This is a genomic window from Micromonospora sp. LZ37 (assembly GCF_059359015.1).
The window spans coordinates 309,273-333,885 of the sequence record NZ_JCADBL010000003.1; the positions used below are offsets into that span (position 1 = coordinate 309,273).

General features: G+C 71.9%; 24 protein-coding genes. 17 read left to right on the forward strand and 7 right to left on the reverse strand.

The genetic code is table 11. The features are described from left to right. Positions 1-145 precede the first annotated feature (145 nt). From gap to AC5L3Z_RS09080, 5 genes are all read left to right on the forward strand, one after another. Entirely contained in the window at positions 146-1,150 is a 1,005-nt protein-coding gene (gap, locus tag AC5L3Z_RS09060; RefSeq protein ID WP_494841017.1) for a type I glyceraldehyde-3-phosphate dehydrogenase, read from the forward strand. Beyond that, the gene (locus AC5L3Z_RS09065; RefSeq protein ID WP_494841019.1) at positions 1,147-2,346 is read left to right on the forward strand and encodes a phosphoglycerate kinase; all 1,200 of its coding nucleotides are present in this window, start codon (positions 1,147-1,149) and stop codon (positions 2,344-2,346) included. The genes gap and AC5L3Z_RS09065 overlap by 4 nt, the downstream gene beginning before the upstream one ends. Beyond that, a complete protein-coding gene (gene tpiA / locus AC5L3Z_RS09070; protein WP_494841021.1) occupies positions 2,346-3,137 on the forward strand; it encodes a triose-phosphate isomerase in 792 nt (263 codons plus the stop codon). The genes AC5L3Z_RS09065 and tpiA overlap by 1 nt, the downstream gene beginning before the upstream one ends. A 95-nt stretch (positions 3,138-3,232) precedes the next feature. Next, positions 3,233-3,487: a preprotein translocase subunit SecG gene (gene secG / locus AC5L3Z_RS09075; protein ID WP_494841023.1), complete on the forward strand. Its 255-nt coding sequence runs from the start codon at positions 3,233-3,235 to the stop codon at positions 3,485-3,487. Positions 3,488-3,624: 137 nt separating this feature from the next. Then, positions 3,625-3,975 carry an RNA polymerase-binding protein RbpA gene (locus AC5L3Z_RS09080; protein WP_494841025.1) on the forward strand — a complete coding sequence of 117 codons (351 nt, stop codon included), beginning with the start codon at positions 3,625-3,627 and terminating at the stop codon, positions 3,973-3,975. A 51-nt stretch (positions 3,976-4,026) separates the two neighbouring features. Here the strand turns inward: AC5L3Z_RS09080 and pgl are convergent, their stop codons facing one another. The 6 genes from pgl to tkt all read right to left on the reverse strand — a co-directional run bounded on the left by pgl (position 4,027) and on the right by tkt (position 12,524). Next, positions 4,027-4,797 (reverse strand): 6-phosphogluconolactonase, encoded by a 771-nt coding sequence (pgl, locus tag AC5L3Z_RS09085; RefSeq protein ID WP_334522763.1) that lies wholly within the window; start codon positions 4,795-4,797, stop codon positions 4,027-4,029. A gap of 79 nt (positions 4,798-4,876) precedes the next feature. Then, positions 4,877-5,893 (reverse strand): glucose-6-phosphate dehydrogenase assembly protein OpcA, encoded by a 1,017-nt coding sequence (locus AC5L3Z_RS09090; RefSeq protein WP_494841027.1) that lies wholly within the window; start codon positions 5,891-5,893, stop codon positions 4,877-4,879. Positions 5,894-5,951: 58 nt separating this feature from the next. After that, positions 5,952-7,502 (reverse strand): glucose-6-phosphate dehydrogenase, encoded by a 1,551-nt coding sequence (zwf, locus tag AC5L3Z_RS09095; protein ID WP_494841281.1) that lies wholly within the window; start codon positions 7,500-7,502, stop codon positions 5,952-5,954. 2 nt (positions 7,503-7,504) lie between these two features. Beyond that, complete coding sequence (locus AC5L3Z_RS09100) at positions 7,505-9,154, reverse strand: phosphoglucose isomerase-related protein (protein ID WP_494841029.1); 1,650 nt, start codon at positions 9,152-9,154, stop codon at positions 7,505-7,507. A 36-nt stretch (positions 9,155-9,190) separates the two neighbouring features. Continuing rightward, on the reverse strand, positions 9,191-10,369 hold the full coding sequence (gene tal / locus AC5L3Z_RS09105) for a transaldolase (protein WP_494841030.1): 1,179 nt from the start codon (positions 10,367-10,369) through the stop codon (positions 9,191-9,193). 16 nt (positions 10,370-10,385) lie between these two features. Beyond that, positions 10,386-12,524 carry a transketolase gene (gene tkt, locus AC5L3Z_RS09110; RefSeq protein ID WP_494841031.1) on the reverse strand — a complete coding sequence of 713 codons (2,139 nt, stop codon included), beginning with the start codon at positions 12,522-12,524 and terminating at the stop codon, positions 10,386-10,388. 262 nt (positions 12,525-12,786) lie between these two features. Here tkt and AC5L3Z_RS09115 point away from each other — a divergent pair, with 262 nt between their 5' ends. The 3 genes from AC5L3Z_RS09115 to AC5L3Z_RS09125 all read left to right on the forward strand — a co-directional run bounded on the left by AC5L3Z_RS09115 (position 12,787) and on the right by AC5L3Z_RS09125 (position 15,250). Next, positions 12,787-13,737 (forward strand): heme o synthase, encoded by a 951-nt coding sequence (locus tag AC5L3Z_RS09115; RefSeq protein ID WP_494841032.1) that lies wholly within the window; start codon positions 12,787-12,789, stop codon positions 13,735-13,737. 256 nt (positions 13,738-13,993) lie between these two features. After that, positions 13,994-14,326 carry a hypothetical protein gene (locus tag AC5L3Z_RS09120; RefSeq protein ID WP_334615272.1) on the forward strand — a complete coding sequence of 111 codons (333 nt, stop codon included), beginning with the start codon at positions 13,994-13,996 and terminating at the stop codon, positions 14,324-14,326. Between the two features lie 6 nt (positions 14,327-14,332). Continuing rightward, a complete protein-coding gene (locus AC5L3Z_RS09125; RefSeq protein ID WP_494841034.1) occupies positions 14,333-15,250 on the forward strand; it encodes an ATP-grasp domain-containing protein in 918 nt (305 codons plus the stop codon). Between the two features lie 703 nt (positions 15,251-15,953). On the opposite strand, the gene AC5L3Z_RS09130 is transcribed toward AC5L3Z_RS09125, so the two are convergent. Next, positions 15,954-16,916 (reverse strand): COX15/CtaA family protein, encoded by a 963-nt coding sequence (locus tag AC5L3Z_RS09130; protein WP_494841036.1) that lies wholly within the window; start codon positions 16,914-16,916, stop codon positions 15,954-15,956. Positions 16,917-17,014: 98 nt separating this feature from the next. On the opposite strand from AC5L3Z_RS09130, the gene AC5L3Z_RS09135 reads away from it, so the two are divergent. From AC5L3Z_RS09135 to AC5L3Z_RS09175, 9 genes are all read left to right on the forward strand, one after another. After that, complete coding sequence (locus AC5L3Z_RS09135; RefSeq protein ID WP_494841038.1) at positions 17,015-17,770, forward strand: helix-turn-helix transcriptional regulator; 756 nt, start codon at positions 17,015-17,017, stop codon at positions 17,768-17,770. Further along, positions 17,767-19,197: a Fe-S cluster assembly protein SufB gene (gene sufB, locus AC5L3Z_RS09140; protein WP_334522808.1), complete on the forward strand. Its 1,431-nt coding sequence runs from the start codon at positions 17,767-17,769 to the stop codon at positions 19,195-19,197. The genes AC5L3Z_RS09135 and sufB overlap by 4 nt, the downstream gene beginning before the upstream one ends. A gap of 88 nt (positions 19,198-19,285) precedes the next feature. Beyond that, entirely contained in the window at positions 19,286-20,434 is a 1,149-nt protein-coding gene (sufD, locus tag AC5L3Z_RS09145; protein ID WP_494841039.1) for a Fe-S cluster assembly protein SufD, read from the forward strand. Next, on the forward strand, positions 20,434-20,760 hold the full coding sequence (locus AC5L3Z_RS09150) for a non-heme iron oxygenase ferredoxin subunit (protein WP_334522861.1): 327 nt from the start codon (positions 20,434-20,436) through the stop codon (positions 20,758-20,760). The genes sufD and AC5L3Z_RS09150 overlap by 1 nt, the downstream gene beginning before the upstream one ends. After that, positions 20,760-21,533 carry a Fe-S cluster assembly ATPase SufC gene (sufC, locus tag AC5L3Z_RS09155; protein ID WP_436682283.1) on the forward strand — a complete coding sequence of 258 codons (774 nt, stop codon included), beginning with the start codon at positions 20,760-20,762 and terminating at the stop codon, positions 21,531-21,533. The genes AC5L3Z_RS09150 and sufC overlap by 1 nt, the downstream gene beginning before the upstream one ends. A gap of 8 nt (positions 21,534-21,541) precedes the next feature. Beyond that, positions 21,542-22,846, forward strand: coding sequence for a cysteine desulfurase (locus AC5L3Z_RS09160; protein ID WP_494841041.1), 1,305 nt, complete (start codon positions 21,542-21,544; stop codon positions 22,844-22,846). Next, a complete protein-coding gene (gene sufU / locus AC5L3Z_RS09165; RefSeq protein WP_494841042.1) occupies positions 22,846-23,322 on the forward strand; it encodes a Fe-S cluster assembly sulfur transfer protein SufU in 477 nt (158 codons plus the stop codon). The genes AC5L3Z_RS09160 and sufU overlap by 1 nt, the downstream gene beginning before the upstream one ends. Continuing rightward, positions 23,319-23,756, forward strand: coding sequence for a metal-sulfur cluster assembly factor (locus AC5L3Z_RS09170; protein WP_494841044.1), 438 nt, complete (start codon positions 23,319-23,321; stop codon positions 23,754-23,756). The genes sufU and AC5L3Z_RS09170 overlap by 4 nt, the downstream gene beginning before the upstream one ends. A gap of 226 nt (positions 23,757-23,982) precedes the next feature. Next, complete coding sequence (locus tag AC5L3Z_RS09175) at positions 23,983-24,606, forward strand: LysE family transporter (RefSeq protein WP_494841046.1); 624 nt, start codon at positions 23,983-23,985, stop codon at positions 24,604-24,606. The last annotated feature ends 7 nt before the right edge of the window (positions 24,607-24,613 follow it).

Sequence of the window (24,613 nt, forward strand, 5' to 3'; positions counted from 1 at the left end):
TACACCGCCTCGGGCGGTCAGGTCCGCACAGACCGCGGCGGGGTGGCCGAGATGAACCGTCAACGGCCGGCTCCACGGTCGGCGCACACACCTCCGCCGGTCCGGGTCTAACGCCGGCGGACCAGAACGCGAGGAGATGGGACCTGTGACCATCCGGGTTGGCATCAACGGCTTCGGCCGGATCGGCCGTAACTTTTTCCGGGCAGTGCTGGCATCCGGCGCTGACGTCGAGGTGGTGGCGGTCAACGACCTGACCGACAACGCGACGCTCGCCCACCTGCTCAAGTACGACAGCATCCTGGGTCGCCTCCCGCACGAGGTGAAGGCCACCGCCGACGAGATCACCGTGGGCGGCCGGACCATCAAGGCGTACGCCGAGAAGGACCCGGCGAAGCTGCCGTGGGGCGAGGTCGGCGCGGACGTCATCATCGAGTCCACCGGCTTCTTCACCGACGCCAGCAAGGCCAAGGCGCACATCGACGGCGGGGCCAAGAAGGTCATCATCTCCGCTCCGGCGAAGAACGAGGACGTCACGGTCGTCATGGGCGTCAACCACGACCAGTACGACCCGGCCAAGCACAGCATCATCTCCAACGCCTCCTGCACCACCAACTGCCTCGCTCCGATGGCGAAGGTGCTGCACGACACGTTCGGCATCCAGCACGGTCTGATGACGACGATTCACGCGTACACCCAGGACCAGAACCTCCAGGACGCGCCGCACAAGGACCTGCGTCGGGCCCGGGCCGCCGCGCTGAACATCGTCCCGACCTCGACCGGCGCCGCCAAGGCGATCGGCCTGGTGCTGCCGGAGCTCAAGGGCAAGCTGGACGGTTACGCGCTGCGCGTGCCGATCCCCACCGGCTCCACCACCGACCTGACCGTCAACGTGGGTCGGGAGACCACTGTGGACGAGGTCAACGCCGCGATGAAGGCCGCCGCCGACGGCCCGCTCAAGGGCATCCTGATCTACAACGAGGACCCGATCGTCTCCTCGGACATCGTCACCGACCCGGCGTCGTGCGTCTTCGACGCGCCGCTGACCAAGGTCGTCGGCAACCAGGTCAAGGTCGTCGGCTGGTACGACAACGAGTGGGGCTACTCCAACCGCCTGGTCGACCTGGTCAAGCTGGTGGGTCAGTCGCTGTGAGCATCCGTACCCTCGACGACCTGCTCGCCGAGGGGGTGTCGGGTCGGCGCGTGCTGGTGCGCGCCGACCTGAACGTCCCGCTCGACAAGCAGACCGGTGAGATCACCGACGACGGCCGCATCCGGGCCGTGCTGCCGACGCTGAAGGCGCTGGTCTCCGCCGGCGCGAAGGTCGTCGTCTTCTCCCACCTGGGCCGCCCGAAGGGCGCGCCGGACCCGCAGTACAGCCTCCGCCCGGTCGCCGGGCGGCTCGGTGAGCTGCTCGGCACGGCGGTCCACGTCGCCGAGGACACCGTCGGCGAGTCCGCGCGCTCCACGGTGGACGCGCTGGCCGACGGTCAGGTCGCCCTGCTGGAGAACCTCCGGTTCAACAAGGGGGAGACCAGCAAGGACGACGCCGAGCGGGGCGCGTTCGCCGACCAGCTCGCCGCCTTCGGCGACGCCTACGTCGACGACGCCTTCGGCGCGGTGCACCGCAAGCACGCCAGCGTGTACGACGTGCCGGCCCGCCTGCCGCGCTTCGCCGGCCGGCTGGTGCTGCGCGAGGTGGAGGTGCTCTCCAAGCTGACCGGCCAGCCGGAGCGCCCGTACGTGGTGGTGCTCGGCGGCTCCAAGGTCTCCGACAAGCTGGCGGTCATCGAGGCGCTGCTGCCCACGGTGGACCGGCTGCTCATCGGCGGCGGGATGTGCTTCACCTTCCTCAAGGCCCAGGGCCACGAGGTGGGCAGCTCGCTGCTGGAGCAGGAGATGGTCGAGACCTGCCGCAACCTGATGGAGCGCTCCGGCGGGAAGATCCTGCTCCCGGTCGACGTGGTCGCCGCGGACGCCTTCGCCCCGGACGCCGCGCACGACACCGTGCCGGCCGACGGCATCCCGAGCAAGCGGGTCGGGCTGGACATCGGCCCGAAGACGGTGGCCGGGTTCGCCGCCGCGCTCAAGGGCGCGAAGACGATCTTCTGGAACGGCCCGATGGGCGTGTTCGAGATGGCGGCCTTCGCCAACGGCACCCGCGGGGTCGCCGAGGCGATCGCCGGGTCCGGCGCGTTCACGGTGGTCGGTGGCGGCGACTCCGCGGCCGCGGTCCGTGCCCTGGGCCTGGACGAGTCCGCGTTCGGCCACATCTCCACCGGCGGCGGCGCCTCCCTGGAGTACCTCGAGGGCAAGACCCTCCCCGGCATCGCGGCCCTGGAGAACTGATGGCGAGCACCACCCGCCGGCCGCTGATGGCCGGCAACTGGAAGATGAACCTCAACCACCTCGAGGCCAACCTGCTGGTGCAGAAGCTGGCCGCGAGCCTGAACGAGAAGCAGCTCACCGACGTCGAGACGGTGGTGCTGCCGCCCTTCACCGACCTGCGGACCGTGCAGACCGCGGTGGACGGCGACAAGCTGAAGATCGGCTACGGCGCGCAGGACCTGTCGCCGCACGCGTCGGGGGCCTACACCGGGGACATCTCCGGCCCGATGCTGGCCAAGCTGGGCTGCTCGTACGTCGTGGTGGGGCACTCCGAGCGGCGGGCCTACCACCACGAGGACGACGGGATCGTCAACGCCAAGGTGCAGGCGGCGCTGACCCACGGTCTCGTCCCGATCCTCTGCGTGGGGGAGGGGCTGGACGTCCGGGAGCGGGGCGGGCACGTGGCGCACTGCGCCGCCCAGCTCGACGGCGCCCTGAAGGGGCTGACCGCCGAGCAGGTCACCAGGGTCGTCGTGGCGTACGAGCCGGTCTGGGCGATCGGTACCGGCAAGACGGCCACCCCGGAGGACGCCCAGGAGGTCTGCGAGGCGGTCCGGCGGCGCCTGGCCGACGCGTTCGACCAGGGCACCGCGGACCAGGTCCGGATCCTCTACGGCGGTTCGGTCAAGTCGTCGAACATCGCGGCGATCATGGCCAAGGCGGACGTCGACGGGGCCCTGATCGGCGGCGCCAGCCTGGACGCCGAGGAGTTCGCGAAGATCTGCCGGTTCCCGGAGCACACCGCCCGCTGATCGCTCGCTATTCTTGACTCCGCCCGTCCACCGGTCGGTGCCGCCGTGCCCGATCTGTCCGGGCGAGGATCGTTACGAGAGGACTGACCCCAGCCATGCCGATCTGGTTCGCATACACGTTGATCGTGTTGCTGGTCATCACGAGCGTTCTGCTCACCATGCTCATCCTGCTGCACCGGGGTAAGGGCGGCGGGCTGTCGAGCATGTTCGGCGGCGGGGTCAGCTCCAGCCTGGCCGGCTCGTCGGTGGCCGAGAAGAACCTGGACCGCTACACCGTGCTGGTGAGCATCGTCTGGTTCGCCTGCATCATCGGGCTGGGCCTGTGGCTCCGGCTCCAGGTCAACACCTGAGCGGTCCCCTCACGTCGTACAATCTGCGCGCGGTCCGTCACGACGGGCCGCGCGCAGTTTCGTTCGCCCCACTCCGCTGCACCGTCGCCGCCGCCCACCTCCCGGGTGGCGGTCCCCGCCGACGACAGGAGCGAGCCGTGCCCAGTGGCAACGTCATCCGTGGCGCGCGGATCGGGTCCGGCCCGGAACGGCCCGCCGAGCGGTACGCGCCGGCGCCGCGCCGCGCGGTGACCTACTGGTGCCGCAACGACCACGCCACCGAGATCCAGGTGGCGGTCGACGCCGAGGAACCGCCGGTCTGGGACTGCCCGCGCTGTGGCCTGCCGGCCGGGCGGGACGCCGAGAACCCGCCGGGCCGGGTCCGCTCCGAGCCCTACAAGACCCATCTGGCGTACGTGAAGGAGCGGCGCAGCGAGGCCGAGGGTGAGGCCATCCTCGCCGAGGCGCTCGCCGCGCTGCGCGAGCGACGCGCCACCCCCGGAAGCTGAGCCGGGCCCCCGGCCGACGCCCGGCGTCGACTGAGGGCCCGTCCTCGCAGGTCAGCGCAGGCTGCGGGAGCGCGGCGGGACGTCGGCCGCCGCCGCCCGGTCCAGCAGCCAGAGGGTGCGGGACACGCCCCGCGCGCCGGCGGCCGGCACCTGCACCGGACCCGCGCCGGCCAGCGCCATGCCCACCGCGCGGGCCTTGTCGGCCCCGCCGGCCACCAACCAGACCTCCTCGGCGGTGTTGATCGCCGGCAGGGTGAGGGTGGTCCGCAGCGGCGGTGGCTTGGGGCTGCCGCGGACCGCGCTGACCGGCCGGTTGTCGTGGTGCACCGGGTGCTCCGGGAAGACCGACGCCACGTGCCCGTCCTCCCCGACCCCCAGCATCAGCACGTCGAAGTGGGGGAGCGCGGCGTGGCCGGGGCGCGCGGCCCGGGCCAGCTCCTCGGCGTAGAAGGCCGCCGCCGACTCCGGATCCGACCCGGCCGGGCCGTCCGCGGCCGGCATGGGGTGCACCCGCGCCGGGTCCAGCGGCACCACGTCCAGCAGCGCCGCCCGGGCCTGCGTCTCGTTGCGCTCCGGGTCGCCGGCCGGCAGGAAACGCTCGTCGCCCCACCACACGTCCACCCGGGACCAGTCGACCGCGTCCCGGGCCGGCAGCGCGGCCACCGCCCGGTACACCGCCGCCGCGATCCGCCCGCCGGTCAGCACCACCGACGCCTGACCCCGGTCCGCCTGCGCGTCGAGCAGCTTCACCACCAACCGGGCCGCCACCGCCTGCGCCAGCAGGTCGGGATCGGCGTGTACGGCGACACTCGCCTCACTCATCTGTTGTGCCTTCGTCTCCGGACCGTAGCGGTCCCTCTTCGTCGTCCCCGGGGGCCGGCCGGCCCAGCCGATGCGGTGCTCAGCGCCCCGCGCTCGTCTCGGCGTGCGCGGTCACCCCGGCCTCGGCCCGCTGCGCGGTAGCCGGGTCCTTCCAGACGTGCACCCGCTGACCGGGGCGCTGGTCGAGGCCGGTGAGGCCCGCCGCGGTGCCCAGCGCCTCGGCGTACACCTGGTCGGCGTCGAGCCGGCGCAGCTCCTCGGCCAGCTCGTCGCCGAGCGGACGACGCACCAGCGGCAGCACCCGGTCGTCCTGGCCGCTACGCTTGAACGTCGCCATGCTCTCCTCGCGGGTCAACGTCAGCTCGTCGCCGTTGGCGCAGCGGAGCTGCACCTCCCGCATCCGGGGGAAATCGTCGGTGTGCCGCCACTGCGGTTCGATGCCGAGCCGGGCGGCCAGCCACCCGCGCATCAGCGCGGCGGTCGGGTCGGTGCGCGGCGCGACGACGGTCGCCTCGGTGACCCGCGCCGCGGTGGTGTCGAACGCCCCGGCGACCAGGGTGCGCCACGGGGTGATCCGGGACCAGGCCAGGTCGGTGTCGCCCGGGGCGTAGTCCCGGGCCCGCTGGCGCAGCGCCTCGATCGGGTCGGCGGCCTGCGCGGCGTCGGTGATCCGACGGTCGGCGACCACGCCGAGGAAGTCGGTGGCGATCTCGGCCGGCGGCTCGCCGTGCCACCAGGTGACCACCGGCACGTCCGGCACCAGCAGCGGCATCACCACGGACTCCGCGTGCAGGGCGAGGCGGCCGTACATCCGGGTCACCACCGCCTCGCCGGGACCCAGCCGGCCGCCGACGACGATCTCCGCGTCCAGCCGGTTGCGTTCCCGCTCGACCTCGGTGCGGACGACGACGATCAGCCGGCACGGGTGGGCGGCGGCGGCGATGGTCGCCGCCGCCTCCGCCTCGCGGACCCGCTTCTCGTCCACCACCACGATCAGGGTGAGGGCCATGCCGCTGGCCACCCCACCCGCGCTGCGCCGTTCGGCGGCGAGCGCCTTGACCACCTCGTTTCCGGTGGTGTCCCACAGGCCGATCACTGGAGCCTCCCGGTCCGCTCGCTTCGCCCGCTCACGATGGTCTGGTCGCCGTGTCCACTCATGCCCGCCGCCAGGCGCGGCCCTCGCGGGCCAGCATCTCGTCGGCCGCCCGCGGACCCCACTCGCCGGCCCGGTACGGCTCCGGCCTGATGCCCTTCCAGGCGTGCTCCAGCGGGTCGACCACCTGCCAGCTCTGCTCGACCTCCGCGGCGTCGGGGAAGAGCGTCCGGTCGCCGATCAGCACGTCCAGCACCAGCCGCTCGTACGCCTCGGGGCTGGACTCGGTGAACGCCTCGCCGTACTGGAAGTCCATCGCGATGTCGCGAACCTCCATCGTGGTGCCGGGCACCTTGGAGCCGAACTTGAGCACCACGCCCTCGTCCGGCTGCACCCGGATGACCAGCTGGTTGTTGCCGAGCGACTCCATGTCGGCGGGATTGAACGGCAGGTGCGGCGCCTTCTTGAACATGATGGCCACCTCGGTGACCCGGCGGGGCAGCCGCTTGCCGGCCCGGATGTAGAAGGGCACCCCCGCCCAGCGCCGGTTCTGGATGCCCAGCTCGACGGCGACGTAGGTCTCGGTGGTCGAGCCCTCGGGTACGCCCTCCTCCTCGAGGTAGCCCAGCGCCCGTTCGCCGCCCACCCAGCCGGGCAGGTACTGGCCGCGCACGGTGTCCCGCTCGATGTCCTTCGGCAGCGTGATCGCCTTGAGCACCTTCAGCTTCTCGGCCCGAATCTCGTCGGCGTCGAAGCTGGTCGGCTCCTCCATCGCCACCAGGGCGAGCAGCTGGAGCAGGTGGTTCTGGAGCACGTCACGGGCGGTGCCGACGGAGTCGTAGAAGGCGGCCCGGGTGCCGATGCCGACGTCCTCGGCCATGGTGATCTGGACCGAGTCGACGTACTTGGAGTTCCACAGCGGCTCGAACAGGTTGTTGGCGAACCGCAGGGCCAGGATGTTCTGGACCGTCTCCTTGCCCAGGTAGTGGTCGATCCGGAACACGTCCTGGCTGGTGAAGACGTCGTCGACGAGGTCGTTGAGTTCCTTCGCCGACGGCAGGTCGTTGCCGAACGGCTTCTCCACGACCACCCGCCGCCAGCCACCGGACTTGGCGTTGTCGGCCATGCCGGTGCGGGCCAGCTGCTTGAGCACCACCGGGAACGCCGCCGGGGGGATGGAGAAGTAGAACGCGGCGTTGCCGTGGATGCCGTGGGTGTCGCGCAGCTCGTCCAGCGTGGTGGCGAGCTGGTCGAAGGCGGCGTCGTCGTCGAACGAGCCACCGACGAACTTGATGTTGCCGGCCAGCCGCGACCAGACCTCCTCCCGCCAGGGGGTGCGGGCGTGCTTCTTCGCCGCGTCGTGGGCCAGCGACTCGAAGTCGCCGTCGCCCCAGTCCCGCCGGGCGAAGCCCAGCACCACGAAACCGGGCGGCAGCAGCCCTCGGTTGGCCAGGTCGTAGACCGCCGGCAGCAGCTTCTTGCGCGCCAGGTCACCGGTCACCCCGAAGATCACCAGGGCGCACGGCTCCGGGATCCGCGGCAGCCGCCGGTCCTGCACGTCGCGCAGCGGATTCACGCCGCCTCCTCGCTCGGTCCTGTCCATGTCGTCCATCGTCACGCCCGCCATCGTCCGATCGCTTCCAGCAGCTGGGCCAGGCCGGTGGGCCTGTCGGTCAGGTGCAGTCGTAGCACCGGCCGGCCCCGGTCGACCAGCGCCCGCCGGTCGCCGGCGGCCTGCGCCGCCTGCAGCTCTCCGAAGGTGTACGGCCGTCCCGGTACCGGCAGATCAACGGCCACCGCACCGGTCACCTGAAGATAGCTGCCGACCGCGGGACCGCCCTTGTGGTACTGCCCGGTCGAGTGCAGGTACCGCGGACCCCAGCCGAACGTGACCGGCCGTCCGGTCGCCGCCGCCAGCAGCGGGCGCAGTCGCGCCGCCTCGGCGTCGGCGCTCCGGTCGAGGTACGCCGTCACGGCCAGGTAGCCCGCGTCGCCCACCCCGTCGATGAGTTGACGCAGGACGCCGTCCAGGTCGGTGGGGCCACCCGGTGGGGCGTACACCTCGATCGCGCCCTCGGTGAACGAGGGCGTCTGCGCCGGCGGACCGGAGTCCAGGACCCGCCGGGTGTTCTCCTTGCTCCCGGCCACGTCCGGCTGGTCGAACGGGTCGACGCCGAGCACCGCCCCGGCGAGCGCCGTGGCGTACTCCCAGGCCAGGAAGTGCGCGCCGAGGGGGCCGTTGACGGCCAGGTCGGGGGCGCACCCGCCGCCGGGGACGGCCCCGACGGCCAGCGCACCGCCGTAGCTGACGGTCAGCACGTCCGGGCCGGTGGCGCCGGGCGCCCGTGGCGACTCGACGACCACCGGCAGCAGCCCGACGCCGGCCTTGCCGGTCGACTCGGCGAGCAGTTGCTCGACCCAGTCGCCCAGGCCGTCGAGGCCGGTGCCGTCGCTGACCAGGGCGACCTTGTCCCGGCCGGTGGTGGCCGCCGCGCCGAGCGCCGCGCCGAGCGCCAGGCCCGGGTTGTCCCGGTCCCGCGCCAGCGAGGCCGCGAACTCCTCGGCCTGGTCGAGCAGGTCGGCCACCCCGACGCCGGCCAGCGCGGCGGGTACCAGACCGAAGGCGGTCAGCGCCGAGTAGCAGCCGCCGACGGTCGCGTCGGCCGGGATCACCACGACGCCCATCTCGGTGGCCGTCGCCTCCAGCGGGGAGTCCGGGTCGGTGACCACGACGAAGCGCCGGGCCGCCTCCGCCTCGGTCATCCCGGCGTCGAGGAACGCCTGCCAGTACGCCCGGCGGTGGCTGTCGGTCTCCACCGTCGCGCCGGACTTGCCGGCCACCACCACCACGGTGCGTTCCAGGCGGTCGGCCAGCGCCGCCCGGACCTGGCCGGGGTCGGTGGTGTCGAGCACGGTCAGGGGCCGACCCAGCGTCCGGGTGATCACCTCGGCGGCGAGCGACGAGCCGCCCGTCCCGGCGAGCACCACGTGGTCCAGGTCGGCCAGCTCCGCCATCAGCTCGGCGAGCTGCGGGAGCAGCTCCCGGCTGCGGCGGTGGGTGTCCAGCCAGCCGAGGCGGCGCCTCGCCGCCGCCTCGGCCTCCGGGCCCCAGAGCGAGGGATCCTGCTGCGCCAGCCGGCGCGGGACGCCTGCGGAGAGCAGGGCGTCCCGCACCGGGGCGGGAGCGGACCGGTCGACCGCGCCGGCGCCGTACACGGCGAGTCCGGCGGCGGCGTCGACCGGTCCGGCCAGCAGGTCAGTCACGTCGGACTCCGCAGCCTCGCCCGGTGGGGCGGCCGGTCACGCGTTCCCACCCGCCTGCTGCGCCTTCGCGGCGCTTTCCGAGGCGGCCTTGTTCGGGGCGCTCTTGCCCTTCGCGGCGGCGGTGAGCGACTTGCGCACGCCGTCGAGCAGCTCGAGCCAGCTGGCCTCGAACTTCTCCACGCCCTCCCGCTCCAGGGTGGCGATCACGTCGGTCATGTCGACGCCCACCGACTCCAGGTCGGTGAAGACCTTCCGCGCCGCGTCGTACGACCCGGTGATGGTGTCGCCCCGGGTCTCGCCGTGGTCGGCGTACGCGTGGATGACCGACTCCGGCATGGTGTTGACCGTGCCGGGGGCGATCAGCTCCTCGACGTAGATCACGTCCCGGTAGTCCGGGTTCTTCGTCGAGGTGGACGCCCACAGCGGCCGCTGCGGGTGGGCGCCGGCGTCGGCCAGGGCCTGCCACCGGTCGGAGGAGAAGACCTGGCCGTAGCGCTCGTACGCCAGCTGGGCGTTGGCGATGGCGGCCTTGCCGCGCAGCGCCTTGGCCTGCTCGGAGCCGATCTTCTCCAGCCGCTTGTCGACCTCGGAGTCGACGCGGGAGACGAAGAACGACGCCACCGACGCGATCTTGGACAGGTCGTGGCCGTTCGCCTTGGCCTGCTCCATGCCGGCGAGGAAGGCGTCCATCACCGCGGAGTAGCGGTCCAGATCGAAGATCAGCGTCACGTTCACGCTGATCCCCTCGGCCAGGGTGGCGGTGATCGCCGGCAGGCCGGCCTCGGTCGCCGGGATCTTGATGAAGAGGTTCGGCCGGTCGACCAGCCACCACAGCGCCTTGGCCTCGGCGACGGTGCGGTCACTGTCGTGCGCCACGCGCGGGTCCACCTCGATGGAGACCCGACCGTCGACCCCGGCACTGCCGTCGTACGAGGGGCGCATCACGTCGCACGCCCACCGCACGTCGTACGTGGTGAGCATCCGCACGGCCTCTTCGACCTCGATGCCACGGGTGGCGAGGTCCTTCAGCTGCCAGTTGTACTCGTCGGCGTCACTCAGCGCCTTCGCGAAGATGGTCGGGTTCGTGGTGACCCCGGCCACGTGCTTCTCGCGGCGCAGCTGGTCCAGCCCGCCGGAGCTCAGTCGTACCCGGGAAAGATCGTCGAGCCATACCGCCACACCAGCGGCGGTGAGTTCACTCAGCCTGTCCGTCATGCCGTCCACGCTCCCCTCAGTTGCCGGTCGTGAAACCGGTGATGTCGCCCACCCGGGTCAGCGCCGCGTGCGCGGCGGCCACGATCCGGTCGGGGGTGAACCCGAACTGCTCGAAGAGCACGGTGTGCGGGGCGCTCGCGCCGTAGTGCTCCAGGCTCACGCTCTCGCCGCTGTCCCCGACGATCCCGCGCCACGACATCGCGATCCCCGCCTCCACGCTCACCCGTGCCTTTACCCCGCGCGGCAGGACCGACTCCCGGTAGGCCTCGTCCTGCTCGTAGAACCACTCCTGGCAGGGCATCGAGACGACCCGGGTCGGGGTGCCGTCGGCCTCCAGCCGCTCCCGGGCGGTCAGGCAGAGCTGCACCTCGGAACCGGTGCCGATAATGATCACCTGCGGCTTGCCGTTGGACGCCTCGGCGAGGATGTACCCGCCCTTGGTGACGCCCTCGGCGCTGCCCAGCTGCTCCCGGTCCAGGGTCGGCAGCGGCTGGCGGCTCAGCGCCAGCGCGGTGGGACGGTCGGTGTGCTCGAGGGCCTGCCGCCACGCCCACGCGGTCTCGTTGGCGTCGGCCGGGCGGACCACGTCCAGGCCGGGAATGGCGCGCAGCGCGGTCAGGTGCTCCACCGGCTGGTGGGTCGGGCCGTCCTCGCCCAGGCCGATCGAGTCGTGCGTCCAGACGTAGGTCACCGGCAGCTTCATCAGCGCGGCGAGCCGGACCGACGGGCGCATGTAGTCGCTGAAGACCAGGAAGGTGCCGCCGTACGGGCGGGTGCCGCCGTGCAGGGCGATGCCGTTGAGGATCGCGCCCATGGCGTGCTCACGGATGCCGAAGTGCAGCGTACGGCCGTACTCGTGGCCCGGGAAGTCCTTGGTCGCGTGGGCGGCCGGGATGAACGAGGGCTCGCCCTTCATCGTGGTGTTGTTGCTCTCGGCGAGGTCGGCCGAGCCGCCCCACAGCTCCGGCAGCACCGGGGCGAGCGCCTCCAGCACCTTGCCGGAGGCGGCCCGGGTGGCGAGGCCCTTGGCGTCGGTGGGGAAGGTCGGCAGCGCGTCGGTCCAGCCCTGTGGCAGGACCCGGCCGGCCATCCGGTCGTAGAGCGCCTTGCGCTCCGGGTTGGCCTCGGCCCAGGCGTCGAAGAGCGGGGTCCAGGCCTGCTCCTGCTCCGCGCCGCGGGTCAGCACCTTGCGGGCGTGCTTGAGGACGTCCTCGTCGATCTGGAAGGTCTGCTCCGGGTCGAAGCCGAGGATCTCCTTGGTGGCCTTCACCTCGTCGGCGCCGAGCGCCGAGCCGTGGATCTTGCCGGTGTTCTTCTTGTTCGGCGCGGGCCAGCCGATGATGGTGCGCAGCGCGATGAAGGAGGGACGGCCGGTCTCCGCCTTGGCGGCCAGCAGCGCCTGGTACAGCGCCTCCACGTCCTCGTGGTAGTCGCCCTGGTCGGCGTCGCCGGTACGCCAGTCGACGGTCTGCACGTGCCAGCCGTACGCCTCGTAGCGGGCCGCCACGTCCTCGCTCTTGGCGATCCGGGTGTCGTCCTCGATGGAGATCTCGTTGTCGTCGTAGATCACGCAGAGGTTGCCGAGCTGCTGGTGACCGGCGAGCGAGCTGACCTCGTGGGAGATGCCCTCCTCGATGTCGCCGTCGGAGGCGATGCACCAGATGTCGTGGTCGAAGGGCGACTCACCGGCTTCGGCCTCGGGGTCGAAGAGGCCACGCTCGCGGCGGGCCGCCATCGCCATGCCGACGGCGTTGCCGAGCCCCTGGCCGAGCGGACCGGTGGTGGTCTCCACGCCCGGGGTGTGCCCGTGCTCCGGGTGACCCGGGGTCAGCGAGCCCCACTGCCGCAGCGACTTGAGGTCGTCCAGGGCCAGCGGATAGCCGGCGAGGAAGAGCTGGATGTAGAGGGTGAGGCTGGAGTGGCCGGCGGAGAGCACGAACCGGTCCCGGCCGGGCCAGTTCGGGTCGGTCGGGTTGTGCCGCATGACCCGGTTGAAGAGCAGGTAGGCCGCGGGCGCGAGGCTCATCGCGGTGCCCGGGTGGCCGTTGCCGGATTTCTCCACGGCGTCCATGGCCAGCACGCGGACGGTGTCCACGGCCCGGCGGTCGAGGTCGGACCAGTTGAGTGCGGGGTGCTCGGGACGGTTGGCAGCCACGATGGTTGTGCTCCTCGGCAGATGGGCGGAACCCTCACTGATGACCCTATCGAGCCGCCGTAAACGTCCGCCCGGGGATCAGTGCACGGCGTGACCTACGTGTCCGACCGGCTGGTCGTTCGGCCCGGAGTGTGACGCCCCGCACCGTTGTCGGGTCGCCCGGGCAGCCAAAACGACGACGCGTAGTGTGTGGGGCGGTGTGTGGGCCCCTGCGGGCCCGCCCGATCCGATCTCCTCTGCCGACGCCGGAAGGTGGCAATCCGTGAGCATGATCACCGAGCGCCCCGTCAGCAACTCTGCCGGGCAGCCGCCGGTGCGCACGGTGCCCGAGGAGGCCGCCCGCGACGTCCGGGGGGTGATCGCCGCGTACGTGGCGCTGACCAAGCCCCGCATCGTCGAGCTGCTGCTGGTCACCACGGTGCCGGCGATGATGCTCGCCGACGGCGGCATGCCGTCGCTCTGGCTGGTCGCCGTGGTGCTGCTGGGCGGCTCGCTCGCCGCCGGCGCGGCCAGCGTGCTCAACTGCTACATCGACCGGGACATCGACCAGCTGATGCGGCGCACCAAGCGCCGCCCACTGCCGGCGCACACCGTGTCGCCGCGCAACGCGCTGGTCTTCGGGCTGGTGCTGGCGGCGGTGTCGATCGCGCTGATGGCGGCGTTCACCAACCTGCTCGCCGCCGGCCTCACCCTCGCGGCGATCCTCTACTACGACCTCGTCTACACCCTCTGGCTGAAGCGCACCACGACCGCGAACACCTTCTGGGGCGGGGCGTGCGGGGCCGCCCCGGTGCTGATCGGCTGGGCCGCGGTGACCGGCTCGCTGGCGCCGGCCGCCTGGGCGCTGTTCGCGGTGGTCTTCTTCTGGCAGATGCCGCACTTCTACCCCCTGGCGATGAAGTACAAGGACGACTACGCCCGGGCGGGCATCCCGATGCTGCCGGTGGTGGCCTCCGCCCGCCGGGTCAACGCCGAGATCCTGATCTTCGCCTGGCTCACCGTGCTGACCTCGCTGGCGGCCTGGCCGCTGGGCATGAGCGCGATCTACGGCGTGCCCACCCTGGTCGTCGGCGGGATCTTCCTGGTCGAGGCGCACAAGCTCTGCCGCCGGGTGGTGCGCGGTGAGGCGGTCAAGCCGATGCGGCTGTTCCACTGGTCCACCACCTACCTGACCATCGTCTTCGCCGCGGTCGCGCTCGACGCGCTGATCTGACCGGCACAGGGACGACCCCACACCGGACACGCCGTTCCAGGCGTGTCCGGTGTGACATTTTCGAGTTTTCCTCGGGGTGCCGTCGAGCTCCCGCATGTCGGACAGAAACCGCGTATCGGCCGCCCGTTTTGGGGGCCCTTATCCGACATGTGCGGGCAAGTTACCTGTGGTCTTCCTTAAACCCGCAGGTAATTGGCATCACAAAAGGTTCATGGTTCTCGCGCGTGCGGGTGGATGTCTGCTTAGGCTTCGCGTTATGGCAGATGGTTCCGATACGACGCTGACGGCCGATCAGACCGCCGAGCAGGCCCCGAACGGGCTGGTCTCGGGCATCAAGTCGTTCGCCGCCGGGCACGGCGGCGCGAAGGCGGTCATCGAGTACGTCGGCAAGCGGGGCGCACGGATCGTCCTGGTCGGTGAGGACGGGGAGTGGGCCGACCAGTTCGCCGACGACACCGTCGTCGCGCGGCAGGCGTGCGCCAAGGCGGGAGTCACCGTCGAGAACGCCTGGGAGCGTGAACTGATGGACCAGATGCGTCCGAGCAACGACCTCTGGCGGTCGATGGCCCGGCGCACGATGGCCCGTTGACATAAATTGACCAACGACCACCAGCCGACCCGGGGGGAACCCCGGGTCGCTCTCATTACCTGCTCCGGCCTGGCCGACCTCGACCCGGACGACCGGCTCGTGCTCCCGCCGCTGGCCGCCCGCGGTGTCCTCGCCGACGTGGCGGTCTGGGACGACCCAGCGGTGGACTGGTGCGGCTACGACCTGGCCGTGCTCCGCTCGCCCTGGGACTACGCGCTGCGGCGCGACGAGTTCGTGGCCTGGGCGGCGACCGTGCCGAGGCTGGTCAACCCGGCCGACGTGGTGCGCTGGAACACCGACAAGCGCTACCTCGGCCAGCTCACCGCGGCCGGGGTGCCGACGGTGCCGACCGCCTGGGTGCTGCCGGGGGAGTCCTGGACCCTGCCGGCCGACCACGGCGAGTACGTGATCAAGCCGGCGGTCAGCGCGGGCAGCCAGGACACCGGCCGGTACGACCTGGCCGACCCGGAGCACCGCGAACTGGCCGAGGCGCACGTACGGCGGCTCGCCGACGCCGGCCGGGTGGCCATGGTGCAGCCGTACCTCGCCGCCGTCGACACCGCCGGGGAGACCGCCCTGCTCTTCCTGGCTGGTCCGGGCGGGCTGGCGTTCAGCCACGCGATCCGCAAGGGTCCGATGCTGACCGGCCCGGACCTCGGCGTCGACGGGCTCTACAAGCCCGAGGAGATCACCGCCCGGACGGCGACGCCCGAGCAGTTGTCCGTCGCTGAGCAGGTCCTCGCGGCCGTGCCGGGTGGGGCGGAGCGGCTGCTCTACGCCCGGGTGGACCTCATCCCCGGCCCGGACGGCACGCCCGTCCTGGTGGAGCTGGAGCTGACCGAGCCGTCGCTCTTCATCGGGTACGCCGACGGCGCCCCCGACCGCCTCGCCGACGCCATCCTGACCTGCCTGACCCGCCCCTGACCGCCCTCCCTCCCCGTCCCCTGAACGGGGACCGGGTGCCGGTCCGCGAGTGATCGACCCCGTTTGCGGTGGGTCGGGGTATCCGGCGGCTGGGTTGCCGGAACATGCGGCAAACGGCAGCGGCATCCCGAGCCCGCCGCCGCTGCGGCTGGGCGTCCCGGCGCGTCCCGGCGCGTCCCGGCCGGCCCGGGTGTCGGCGCCCGGCCTGGGTGTCGGCGCCCGGTCTGGGGCGTCGGCGCTGGCCGGGGTTGTCGGCGCGGTGCCGCCGCCGTAGGGGTCGTAGCGGTGCCGCCGCCGCAGGCCGCCGCCTCGGTCGCATCGGTGCCGCTGCCGGCAGCGCGTGGGCGCCGGGCGATCGACTCAGGCGATGGGGGCGGGTGTGTTCGTCGGATCCTTTAGAGCTGATGACGTAAACGGTTCGCCCGTCCCGCCGACCGCTGAGTCGTTCACGTCATCAGCTCTAAAGCGTCCACACCGTAGGTGCGCCCCCTGGCCGAGCCGCCGCTGCCACCCGCCTCGTCGGCCCTGGGCAGTCGACGCCGTTCGCGGTGTGTCGGGGTGTCCCGCCGCGGGGATGCCGCGACACACCGCAAAGGGCGTCGTGGGTATCCCGGGGCGGCGGCCGTCTACGCCGCGAAGGGCGTCGCCGGCGTCCCGGGGCGGCGGCCGTCCCGGGGCGGTGGAGGGGAGCGGAGGGGTGGGGTCAGGCGGCGGCGGGGACCCGCTCCGCCGGGGCGGCGACGGTGGCCGGGGTGGGGGCCGGGCGGCGTTCGCGGGTCGACCAGAGCACCGACAGGGTGGCCAGCAGCACCAGGCAGGAGCCGAGCATGTGCGCGCCGACCAGCAGCGCCGGCAGGTCGGTGAAGTACTGCACGAAGCCGATCACGCCCTGACCCAGCTCCACCGCGAGCAGCACCCCGGCGGCGCGGGCCGGGCCGGTCGCGCCGACCGCCCGGAAGGCGAAGACCAGCGCCACCGAGAGGCCGAGCAACAGGAAGACCGCGTCGGCGTGCACCTGGGAGATCTGTTCCGGGTCGAGGCCGTTGCGGGCCGCGCCGCCGTCGCCGGCGTGCGGGCCGCTGCCGGTGACCCAGGTGCCCACCACGAGCACCGCCACGCTGGCCACGGTGGTGAGCACCGCCAGCGTGCGCAGCGGGCCGGGTACCACCGGCACCGCCGGGCCGTCCGGGTCCTTGATCCGCCGCCAGAGCGCGTACGCGGCCGCGATGACCGCCATCGAGGCGAGGAAGTGCAGCCCGACCACCCACGGGTTGAGGTTGGTCAGCACGGTGATCCCGCCGATGACCGCCTGCGCGGGGATGCCGAGGAACACCGCCACCGCCAGTCCCAGCAGCCCCTTGCGCCGCGGCCGGTGCGCCAGCACCGCGAGCACGGTGGCCAGCGCGATGATCCCCACCGCGAAGGTGAGCAGCCGGTTGCCGAACTCGATCACCCCGTGCACGCCCATCTCGGCGGTGGTGGTGTACGACTCGTCGGTGCACCGGGGCCAGGTCGGGCAGCCGAGCCCGGAGGCGGTGAGCCGGACGGCCCCACCGGTCACGACGATGGCCACGTTTGCCACGATCGAGGCGTACGCGAGGCGGCGCAGCAGAGCGGCGGAGACCGGGAACCGGACGGATCGCTTCACGGAGCGAATCCTACGCACCGTAGTGGATCCCGATCGGGTGACTCCGCCGGCCCGGTGTCGGGGATCACCGGGACCCGGGTTTGCGGGCCTCCGGCGAATTACGTAACGTTGGCGTTGTGAAAAACGCGGCGGCGCTCTCCGAGCAGCAGCCGGCGACCGGGACGGTCGCTGGTGCTGCCGCGTCGTCCACCGATCTTTCCACCCGGGACCGCGTGACCCAGCTGCTGCTGGAGCGGGGGGCGACCACCGCCGCCCAGCTCGGCTCAGCGCTCGGGCTCAGCCCGGCCGCGATCCGCCGGCACCTCGACGCGATGCTCGCCGACGGTGACGTGGTCGCCCGTGAGCAGGCCGTGCGCGGCAGCCGCGGGCGGGGCCGGCCGGCGAAGGTGTTCCTGCTGACCGAGGCCGCCCGGGTGCGCTGCGGCACCCACCACTACGACAACATGGCCACCGCCGCGCTGCGCTGGATCGCCCGCAACGGCGGTTCCGACGCGGTCGAGGCGTTCGCCGCCGACCAGGTCGCCGCGTTGGAGGCCCGCTGCCGGGCCGCCATGGAGGACGCCGGCGACGACCCGCTCGCGCGGGCCGAGGCGCTCGCGAGCGCGCTCACCGCCGAGGGCTACGCTGCGAACGCGTCCACGATCGCCTCCGGCGGCCAGCTCTGTCAGCACCACTGCCCGGTGGCGCACGTGGCCGCCGAGTTCCCCCAGCTGTGCGAGGCCGAGACCGCGGTCATCTCCCGTCTGGTCGGCACCCACGTGCAGCGCCTGGCAACCATCGCGCACGGCGACGGGGTGTGCACCACGCACATCCCGGCCCAGCCGCGTGCCCAGTCCGGTAACACCGTCACCACTGTGAGGACAGATAGATGACCGAGCAGATCGTCCAGCCCCTGACCCAGGAAGAGCAGCTCGCCGCCCTCGGTCGCTACGAGTACGGCTGGTCCGACCCCGACGTCGCCGGGGCGGTCGCCCAGCGCGGCCTCAACGAGGCGGTGGTGCGGGACATCTCGGCGAAGAAGAGCGAGCCGGCCTGGATGCTCGACCTGCGCCTGAAGGGGCTGCGGCTGTTCGGTCGCAAGCCGATGCCGTCCTGGGGCGCCGACCTCACCGGGATCGACTTCGACAACATCAAGTACTTCGTGCGGTCCACCGAGAAGCAGGCCACCAGCTGGGAGGACCTGCCCGAGGACATCAAGAACACCTACGACCGGCTGGGCATCCCGGAGGCGGAGAAGCAGCGCCTGGTCGCCGGTGTCGCCGCGCAGTACGAGTCCGAGGTGGTCTACCACAAGATCCGTGAGGACCTCGAGGAGCAGGGTGTCATCTTCCTGGACACCGACACCGCGCTGCGCGAGCACGAGGACATCTTCAAGGAGTACTTCGGCACGGTGATCCCGGTCGGCGACAACAAGTTCGCCGCGCTGAACACCTCCGTGTGGTCCGGTGGCTCGTTCATCTACGTGCCGAAGGGCGTGCAGGTGGAGATCCCGCTGCAGGCCTACTTCCGGATCAACACGGAGAACATGGGCCAGTTCGAGCGGACGCTGATCATCGTCGACGAGGGTGCGTACGTGCACTACGTCGAAGGCTGCACCGCGCCGCTGTACTCCTCCGACTCGCTGCACAGCGCGGTGGTGGAGATCATCGTCAAGAAGAACGCCCGGTGCCGCTACACGACCATCCAGAACTGGTCGAACAACGTCTACAACCTGGTCACCAAGCGTGCCGTCTGCCACGAGGGCGCGACCATGGAGTGGGTCGACGGCAACATCGGTTCCAAGGTCACCATGAAGTACCCGGCGGTCTACATGACCGGCGAGCACGCCAAGGGCGAGGTGCTCTCGGTCGCCATGGCCGGCGAGGGCCAGCACCAGGACGCCGGCGCCAAGATGGTGCACGCCGCGCCGCACACCTCCTCGACCATCGTCTCGAAGTCGATCGCCCGGGGCGGCGGCCGGACCTCCTACCGGGGTCTGGTGCAGGTGCTGGAGGGCTCGCACCACAGCCGGAGCACGGTCAAGTGCGACGCGCTGCTGGTCGACACCATCTCCCGCTCGGACACCTACCCGTACGTCGACATCCGCGAGGACGACGTGTCGATGGGGCACGAGGCGACCGTCTCGAAGATCAGCGACGACCAGCTCTTCTACCTGATGAGCCGCGGTCTGAGCGAGGACGAGGCGATGGCCATGATCGTGCGCGGCTTCATCGAGCCGATCGCCAAGGAGCTCCCGATGGAGTACGCCCTGGAGCTCAACCGCCTGATCGAGCTGCAGATGGAGGGCGCGGTCGGCTGACGCCGCCGCCCCACCCGGTGGGCCGGCCCGCGCCGGCCCACCGTCCGCTCACCTGACTCCATCGTCGCCAGAACAGACCAAGGAAGAGATGACTACCCAGGCTTCCGCGCCGCCCAGCACCAAGTCGCAGGCGCTCCGCTCGTACGACGTCACCGACTTCCCGGCCCTCACCGGCCTGGAGGAGGAGTGGCGCTTCACCCCGCTCAAGCGCCTCCGTGGCCTGGCCACGGCGGACACGTCGGCCGCCACCGGTCGGGGTGTCACGGTGGAGCACCCGCGCCTGCCGGCCGGGGTGTCGGTGCGGCTCGTCGAGCCGACCGACGCCAGCGTCGCGTCGGTGCTGGTGCCGGTCGACCGGATCAGCGCGCTGGCCCACGGCGGGGCGGCGAAGGTCGCACTGGTCGAGGTGGCGGCCGAGGCCGTGGTGTCCGAGCCGGTGGTCGTGCGGCTGCTGGGCGCGTTCCCCGAGGAGTTCTCCTTCGCCCGGACCCAGGTCCAGGTGGGTCGGTTCGCGGAGGCCACGGTCGTGTTCTCCCAGGAGGGTTCGGTCACGCTGGCCGACAACGTCGAGGTGACGGTCGCCGACGGGGCGAAGCTGACCCTGGTCACCGTCGCCGACTGGGCCGCCGACGCGGTCCAGGCGCAGCACCTCAAGATCAAGCTGGGTCGGGACGCCCGGGTGGTGCACGTCCAGGTCAGCCTCGGCGGTGACCTGGTCCGGCAGTACACCTCGGTGGAGTACACCGGCCGGGGCGGCGAGGCCGAGCTGTACGGCGTCTACTTCGCCGACGGCGGCCAGCACCTGGAGCACCGGCAGCTGGTCGACCACAACGTGCCGGACTGCCGCAGCTACGTCGGCTACCGGGGCGCCCTGCAGGGCGACGACGCGCACACCGTCTGGGTGGGCGACGTGCTGATCCGCGCCGAGGCGACCGGCACCGACACGTACGAGATCAACCGGAACCTGCTGCTCTCCGACGGCGCGCGGGCGGACTCCGTACCCAACCTGGAGATCGAGACCGGCGAGATCGCCGGCGCCGGCCACGCCAGCGCGACCGGCCGCTTCGACGACGAGCAGCTCTTCTACCTGATGGCCCGGGGCATCCCCGAGGGTGAGGCCCGTCGCCTGGTGGTCCGGGGCTTCTTCGCCGAGCTGATCAACAAGATCCCGGTCGAGTCGCTGCGTGAGCGCCTGGGGGACGCGATCGAGGCCCGGCTGGCGAAGGCCGGCGCGTGATGATCCGGATCTGTTCGACCGAGGACGTGCCGAAGGGCACCGCGATCAGTGCCGACGTCGACGGCACCCAGATCGCGCTCGTGCACGCCGAGGACGGCAGCTTCCACGCCGTCCACGACGAGTGCTCGCACGCCGCGGTCGCCCTCTCCGAGGGCGAGGTCGAGGGGTGCACGCTGGAATGCTGGCTGCACGGATCCCGTTTCGACCTGCGGACGGGTGAGCCCACCGGGCTGCCCGCCACCGAACCCGTTCCCGTCTATCCCGTCGAAGTCCGCGACGGCGACATCTACGTCAGCCTGACGCCGAGCAATGGAGTGACCCGATAATGAGCACCCTGGAGATCCGCGACCTGAAGGTGTCGGTCAAGCTGCCCGAGGGTGAGCTCAAGCCGATCCTGGCCGGTGTCGACCTCACCGTGAAGTCGGGTGAGACCCACGCGATCATGGGCCCGAACGGCTCCGGCAAGTCGACCCTGGCGTACTCGATCGCCGGTCACCCCAAGTACGAGATCACCGGCGGTTCGGTGACCCTCGACGGCGAGGACGTGCTGGCCATGTCCGTCGACGAGCGGGCCCGCGCCGGCCTCTTCCTGGCCATGCAGTACCCGGTCGAGGTTCCGGGCGTCTCGGTGGCGAACTTCCTGCGCACCGCCAAGACCGCCATCGACGGCGAGGCGCCGAAGCTGCGTACCTGGGGTGGCGAGCTGCGCGGCGCGATGGAGCGGCTCCAGATGGACCCGGCCTTCGCCCAGCGCAACGTCAACGAGGGCTTCTCCGGCGGTGAGAAGAAGCGGCACGAGATCGTGCAGCTGGAGCTGCTCAAGCCGAAGATCGCGATCCTCGACGAGACCGACTCCGGCCTCGACGTCGACGCGCTGCGCGTGGTCAGCGAGGGCGTCAACCGGGTGCGCGACACCGGCGACACCGGCGTGCTGCTGATCACCCACTACACCCGGATCCTGCGCTACATCAAGCCCGACTTCGTGCACGTCTTCGTCGCCGGCCGGATCGTCGAGCAGGGCGGCCCGGAGCTGGCCGACAAGCTCGAGGCCGAGGGCTACGAGCGCTACGCCGCCGGGGCCGGTTCGGCGCGGGCCTGAGCAGACCGATGACCTCCATCGCGATCCCGGCGGGCATGCCGCAGTACGACGACGTGCCCCGCTACGACGTGGCGCGGGTGCGGGCCGACTTCCCGATCCTGGACCGGGAGGTCAACGGGCACCCGCTGGTCTATCTCGACAGCGCCAACACCTCGCACAAGCCCCGGCAGGTGCTCGACGTGCTCGCCGAGCACTACGCCGCGCACAACGCCAACGTGTCGCGCTCGGTGCACACCCTGGGCACCGAGGCCACCGAGGCGTACGAGGGCGCGCGGGCGAAGGTCGCCGCGTTCATCAACGCGCCGAGCGTGGACGAGGTGGTGTTCACCAAGAACTCCACCGAGGCGATCAACATCGTGGCGTACGCGTTCTCCAACGCCTCGCTGCGGCCCGACGCCGACCCCCGGTTCCGGCTGGGCCCCGGCGACGAGGTGGTGATCTCCGAGATGGAGCACCACTCGAACATCGTCCCGTGGCAGCTGCTCTGCGAGCGCACCGGCGCGACCCTGCGCTGGTTCCCGGTCACCGACAGCGGGCGGCTGGACGAGTCGGGGCTGGAGGAGCTGGTCACCGAGCGGACGAAGATCGTCTCGTTGGTGCACATGTCCAACATCCTCGGCACGGTCAACGCCACCTCCCGGATCACCCGGCGGGTCCGCGAGGTGGGGGCGCTGCTGCTGCTCGACTGCTCGCAGTCGGTGCCGCACATGCCGATGGACGTGGTCGAGTACGACGCCGACTTCATCGTCTTCACCGGCCACAAGATGTGCGCGCCGACCGGCATCGGTGTGCTCTGGGGCCGGGGCGAGCTGCTCGCCGCGATGCCCCCGGTGTTCGGCGGCGGGTCGATGATCGAGACGGTGTCGATGGCGCGGTCCACGTTCGCCGCGCCGCCGGCCCGGTTCGAGGCCGGCACCCCGCCGATCGCCGAGGCGGTCGCGCTCGGCGCGGCGGTGGACTACCTCACCGGCATCGGGATGCGCGCCATCCAGTGGCACGAGAAGGAGCTGACGGCGTACGCGCTGGACGCCCTCGCCACCGTGCCCGGCCTGCGGGTCTTCGGTCCGTCGGTGCCGGTGGGCCGGGGCGGGACGATCTCGTTCGCGCTGGGTGACATCCACCCGCACGACGTGGGGCAGGTCCTCGACTCGCTCGGCGTGCAGGTGCGGGTGGGGCACCACTGCGCGAAGCCGGTGTGCACCCGGTTCGGCGTGCCGGCGATGACCCGGGCGTCGTTCTACCTGTACACCACCACGGAGGAGATCGACGCCCTGGTGTCGGGTCTCGAGCAGGTGCGGAAGGTGTTCGACTGATGCAGCTCGACCAGCTCTACCAGGAGATCATCCTGGACCACTACAAGCACCCGCACGGCCGTGGCCTGCGCGACGCCGACGACCCGGACGCCCGGGTCGCCGAGGCGCACCACGTCAACCCGACCTGCGGTGACGAGATCACCGTGCGGGTGGCCACCGGCGGCGACGTGCTCGACGACATCTCGTACGACGGGATGGGCTGCTCGATCAGCCAGGCGTCGGCGAGCGTGCTGCACGAGCTGCTGCGCGGTCGGGGTGCGGGTGAGGCGTTCGCCGTGCACGAGGCGTTCGTCGAGTTGATGTCCGGGCGTGGCCAGGTCACGCCCGACGAGGACGTGCTCGGGGACGGGGTCGCTTTCGCGGGTGTCGCCCGCTACCCCGCCCGGGTCAAGTGCGCGCTGCTGCCGTGGATGGCGTTCAAGGACGCCGCGGCACGCGCCGGTGTGGGCGTGAGCCCGACGGAGGTGAAGGCATGAGTAGCGAGGACACCGCCACCACGGCGACGCCGGAGGCCGGTGACGCCGCCACGACGCCGACCGCCGGTGGCGTGGCGACCGAAGGCGCCGCGACGGCGGCGACCGGCGGCAAGGCCGCCGTCGCCGACATCGAGGAGGCGATGAAGGACGTCGTCGACCCCGAGCTGGGCATCAACGTGGTCGACCTCGGCCTGGTGTACGGCGTGCACGTGGGCGACGACAACGTCGCGACGCTGGACATGACGCTGACCTCGGCGGCCTGCCCGCTGACCGACGTGATCGAGGACCAGGCCCGGCAGGCGCTGACCACCGGCCCCGGCGGGGGCCTGGTCGACGACATCCGGATCAACTGGGTGTGGCTCCCGCCGTGGGGCCCCGACAAGATCACCGACGAGGGTCGGGACCAGCTCCGCTCCCTCGGCTTCAACGTCTGACCCGCCGGACACCGGAAAGGCCCCGACTCAGGTCGGGGCCTTTTCCCGTACGGGCGGCGCGGCCCGGATCCACCGTCGGATAACCGCTGGCCCGGCCCGGACGGCCTCGGCCACAATTGCCCGATGATCGAGTCGAAGTCGTTCCGCACCGTCGCTGTCGCCGCGGCCATCGTCGCCGGGCGACAGCGGCCGGTGCCGGGGCGGCCGCGACCCGGTACCCGTCGCCATGGGTGACGCGCTGCTCGCCGGCCTGCTCGCCGGCTACGGGGTGGCGGTGCCGGTCGGGGCGATCGCCATCGTGGTCATCGGCCTCACCGCCCGTACCTCGTTGCGGGTCGGCGCCGCCGCCGCGCTCGGGGTGGCCGCGGCGGACGGCCTCTACGCGGCGCTGGCCGTGCTCGGCGGCGCGGCCCTCGCCGGCCTGGTGCGCCCGGTGGCGACCCCGTTGCGCTGGGCGGCCGTCGTGATCCTGCTGTTCCTCGCCGGGCAGCTCGCCGTGGGCGCGCTGCGCCGGCACCGTCGCCCGGTCGGCCCGGCGCGCGCCGAGCGGGGTCTGTCCACCCCGGGCCGGGCCTTCGCGGGGCTGCTGGCGCTCACCCTGCTCAACCCGATGACCATCGTCTACTTCGTGGCCCTGGTGATCGGCCGGCAGGCGTCCGGTGGCTGGACGCCCGCCGGCCAGGTGACCTTCGTGGCCGCGGCGTTCGCCGCCTCGGCGAGCTGGCAGCTGCTGGTGGCCGGCGGCGGCTCGCTGCTCGGCCGGCTGCTCACCTCCGACCGTGGCCGGCTGGTCACCGCGCTGCTGGCCAGCGTGCTGATCGTGCTGCTGGCGCTGCGGATGGTCTGGTGAGCCGGCC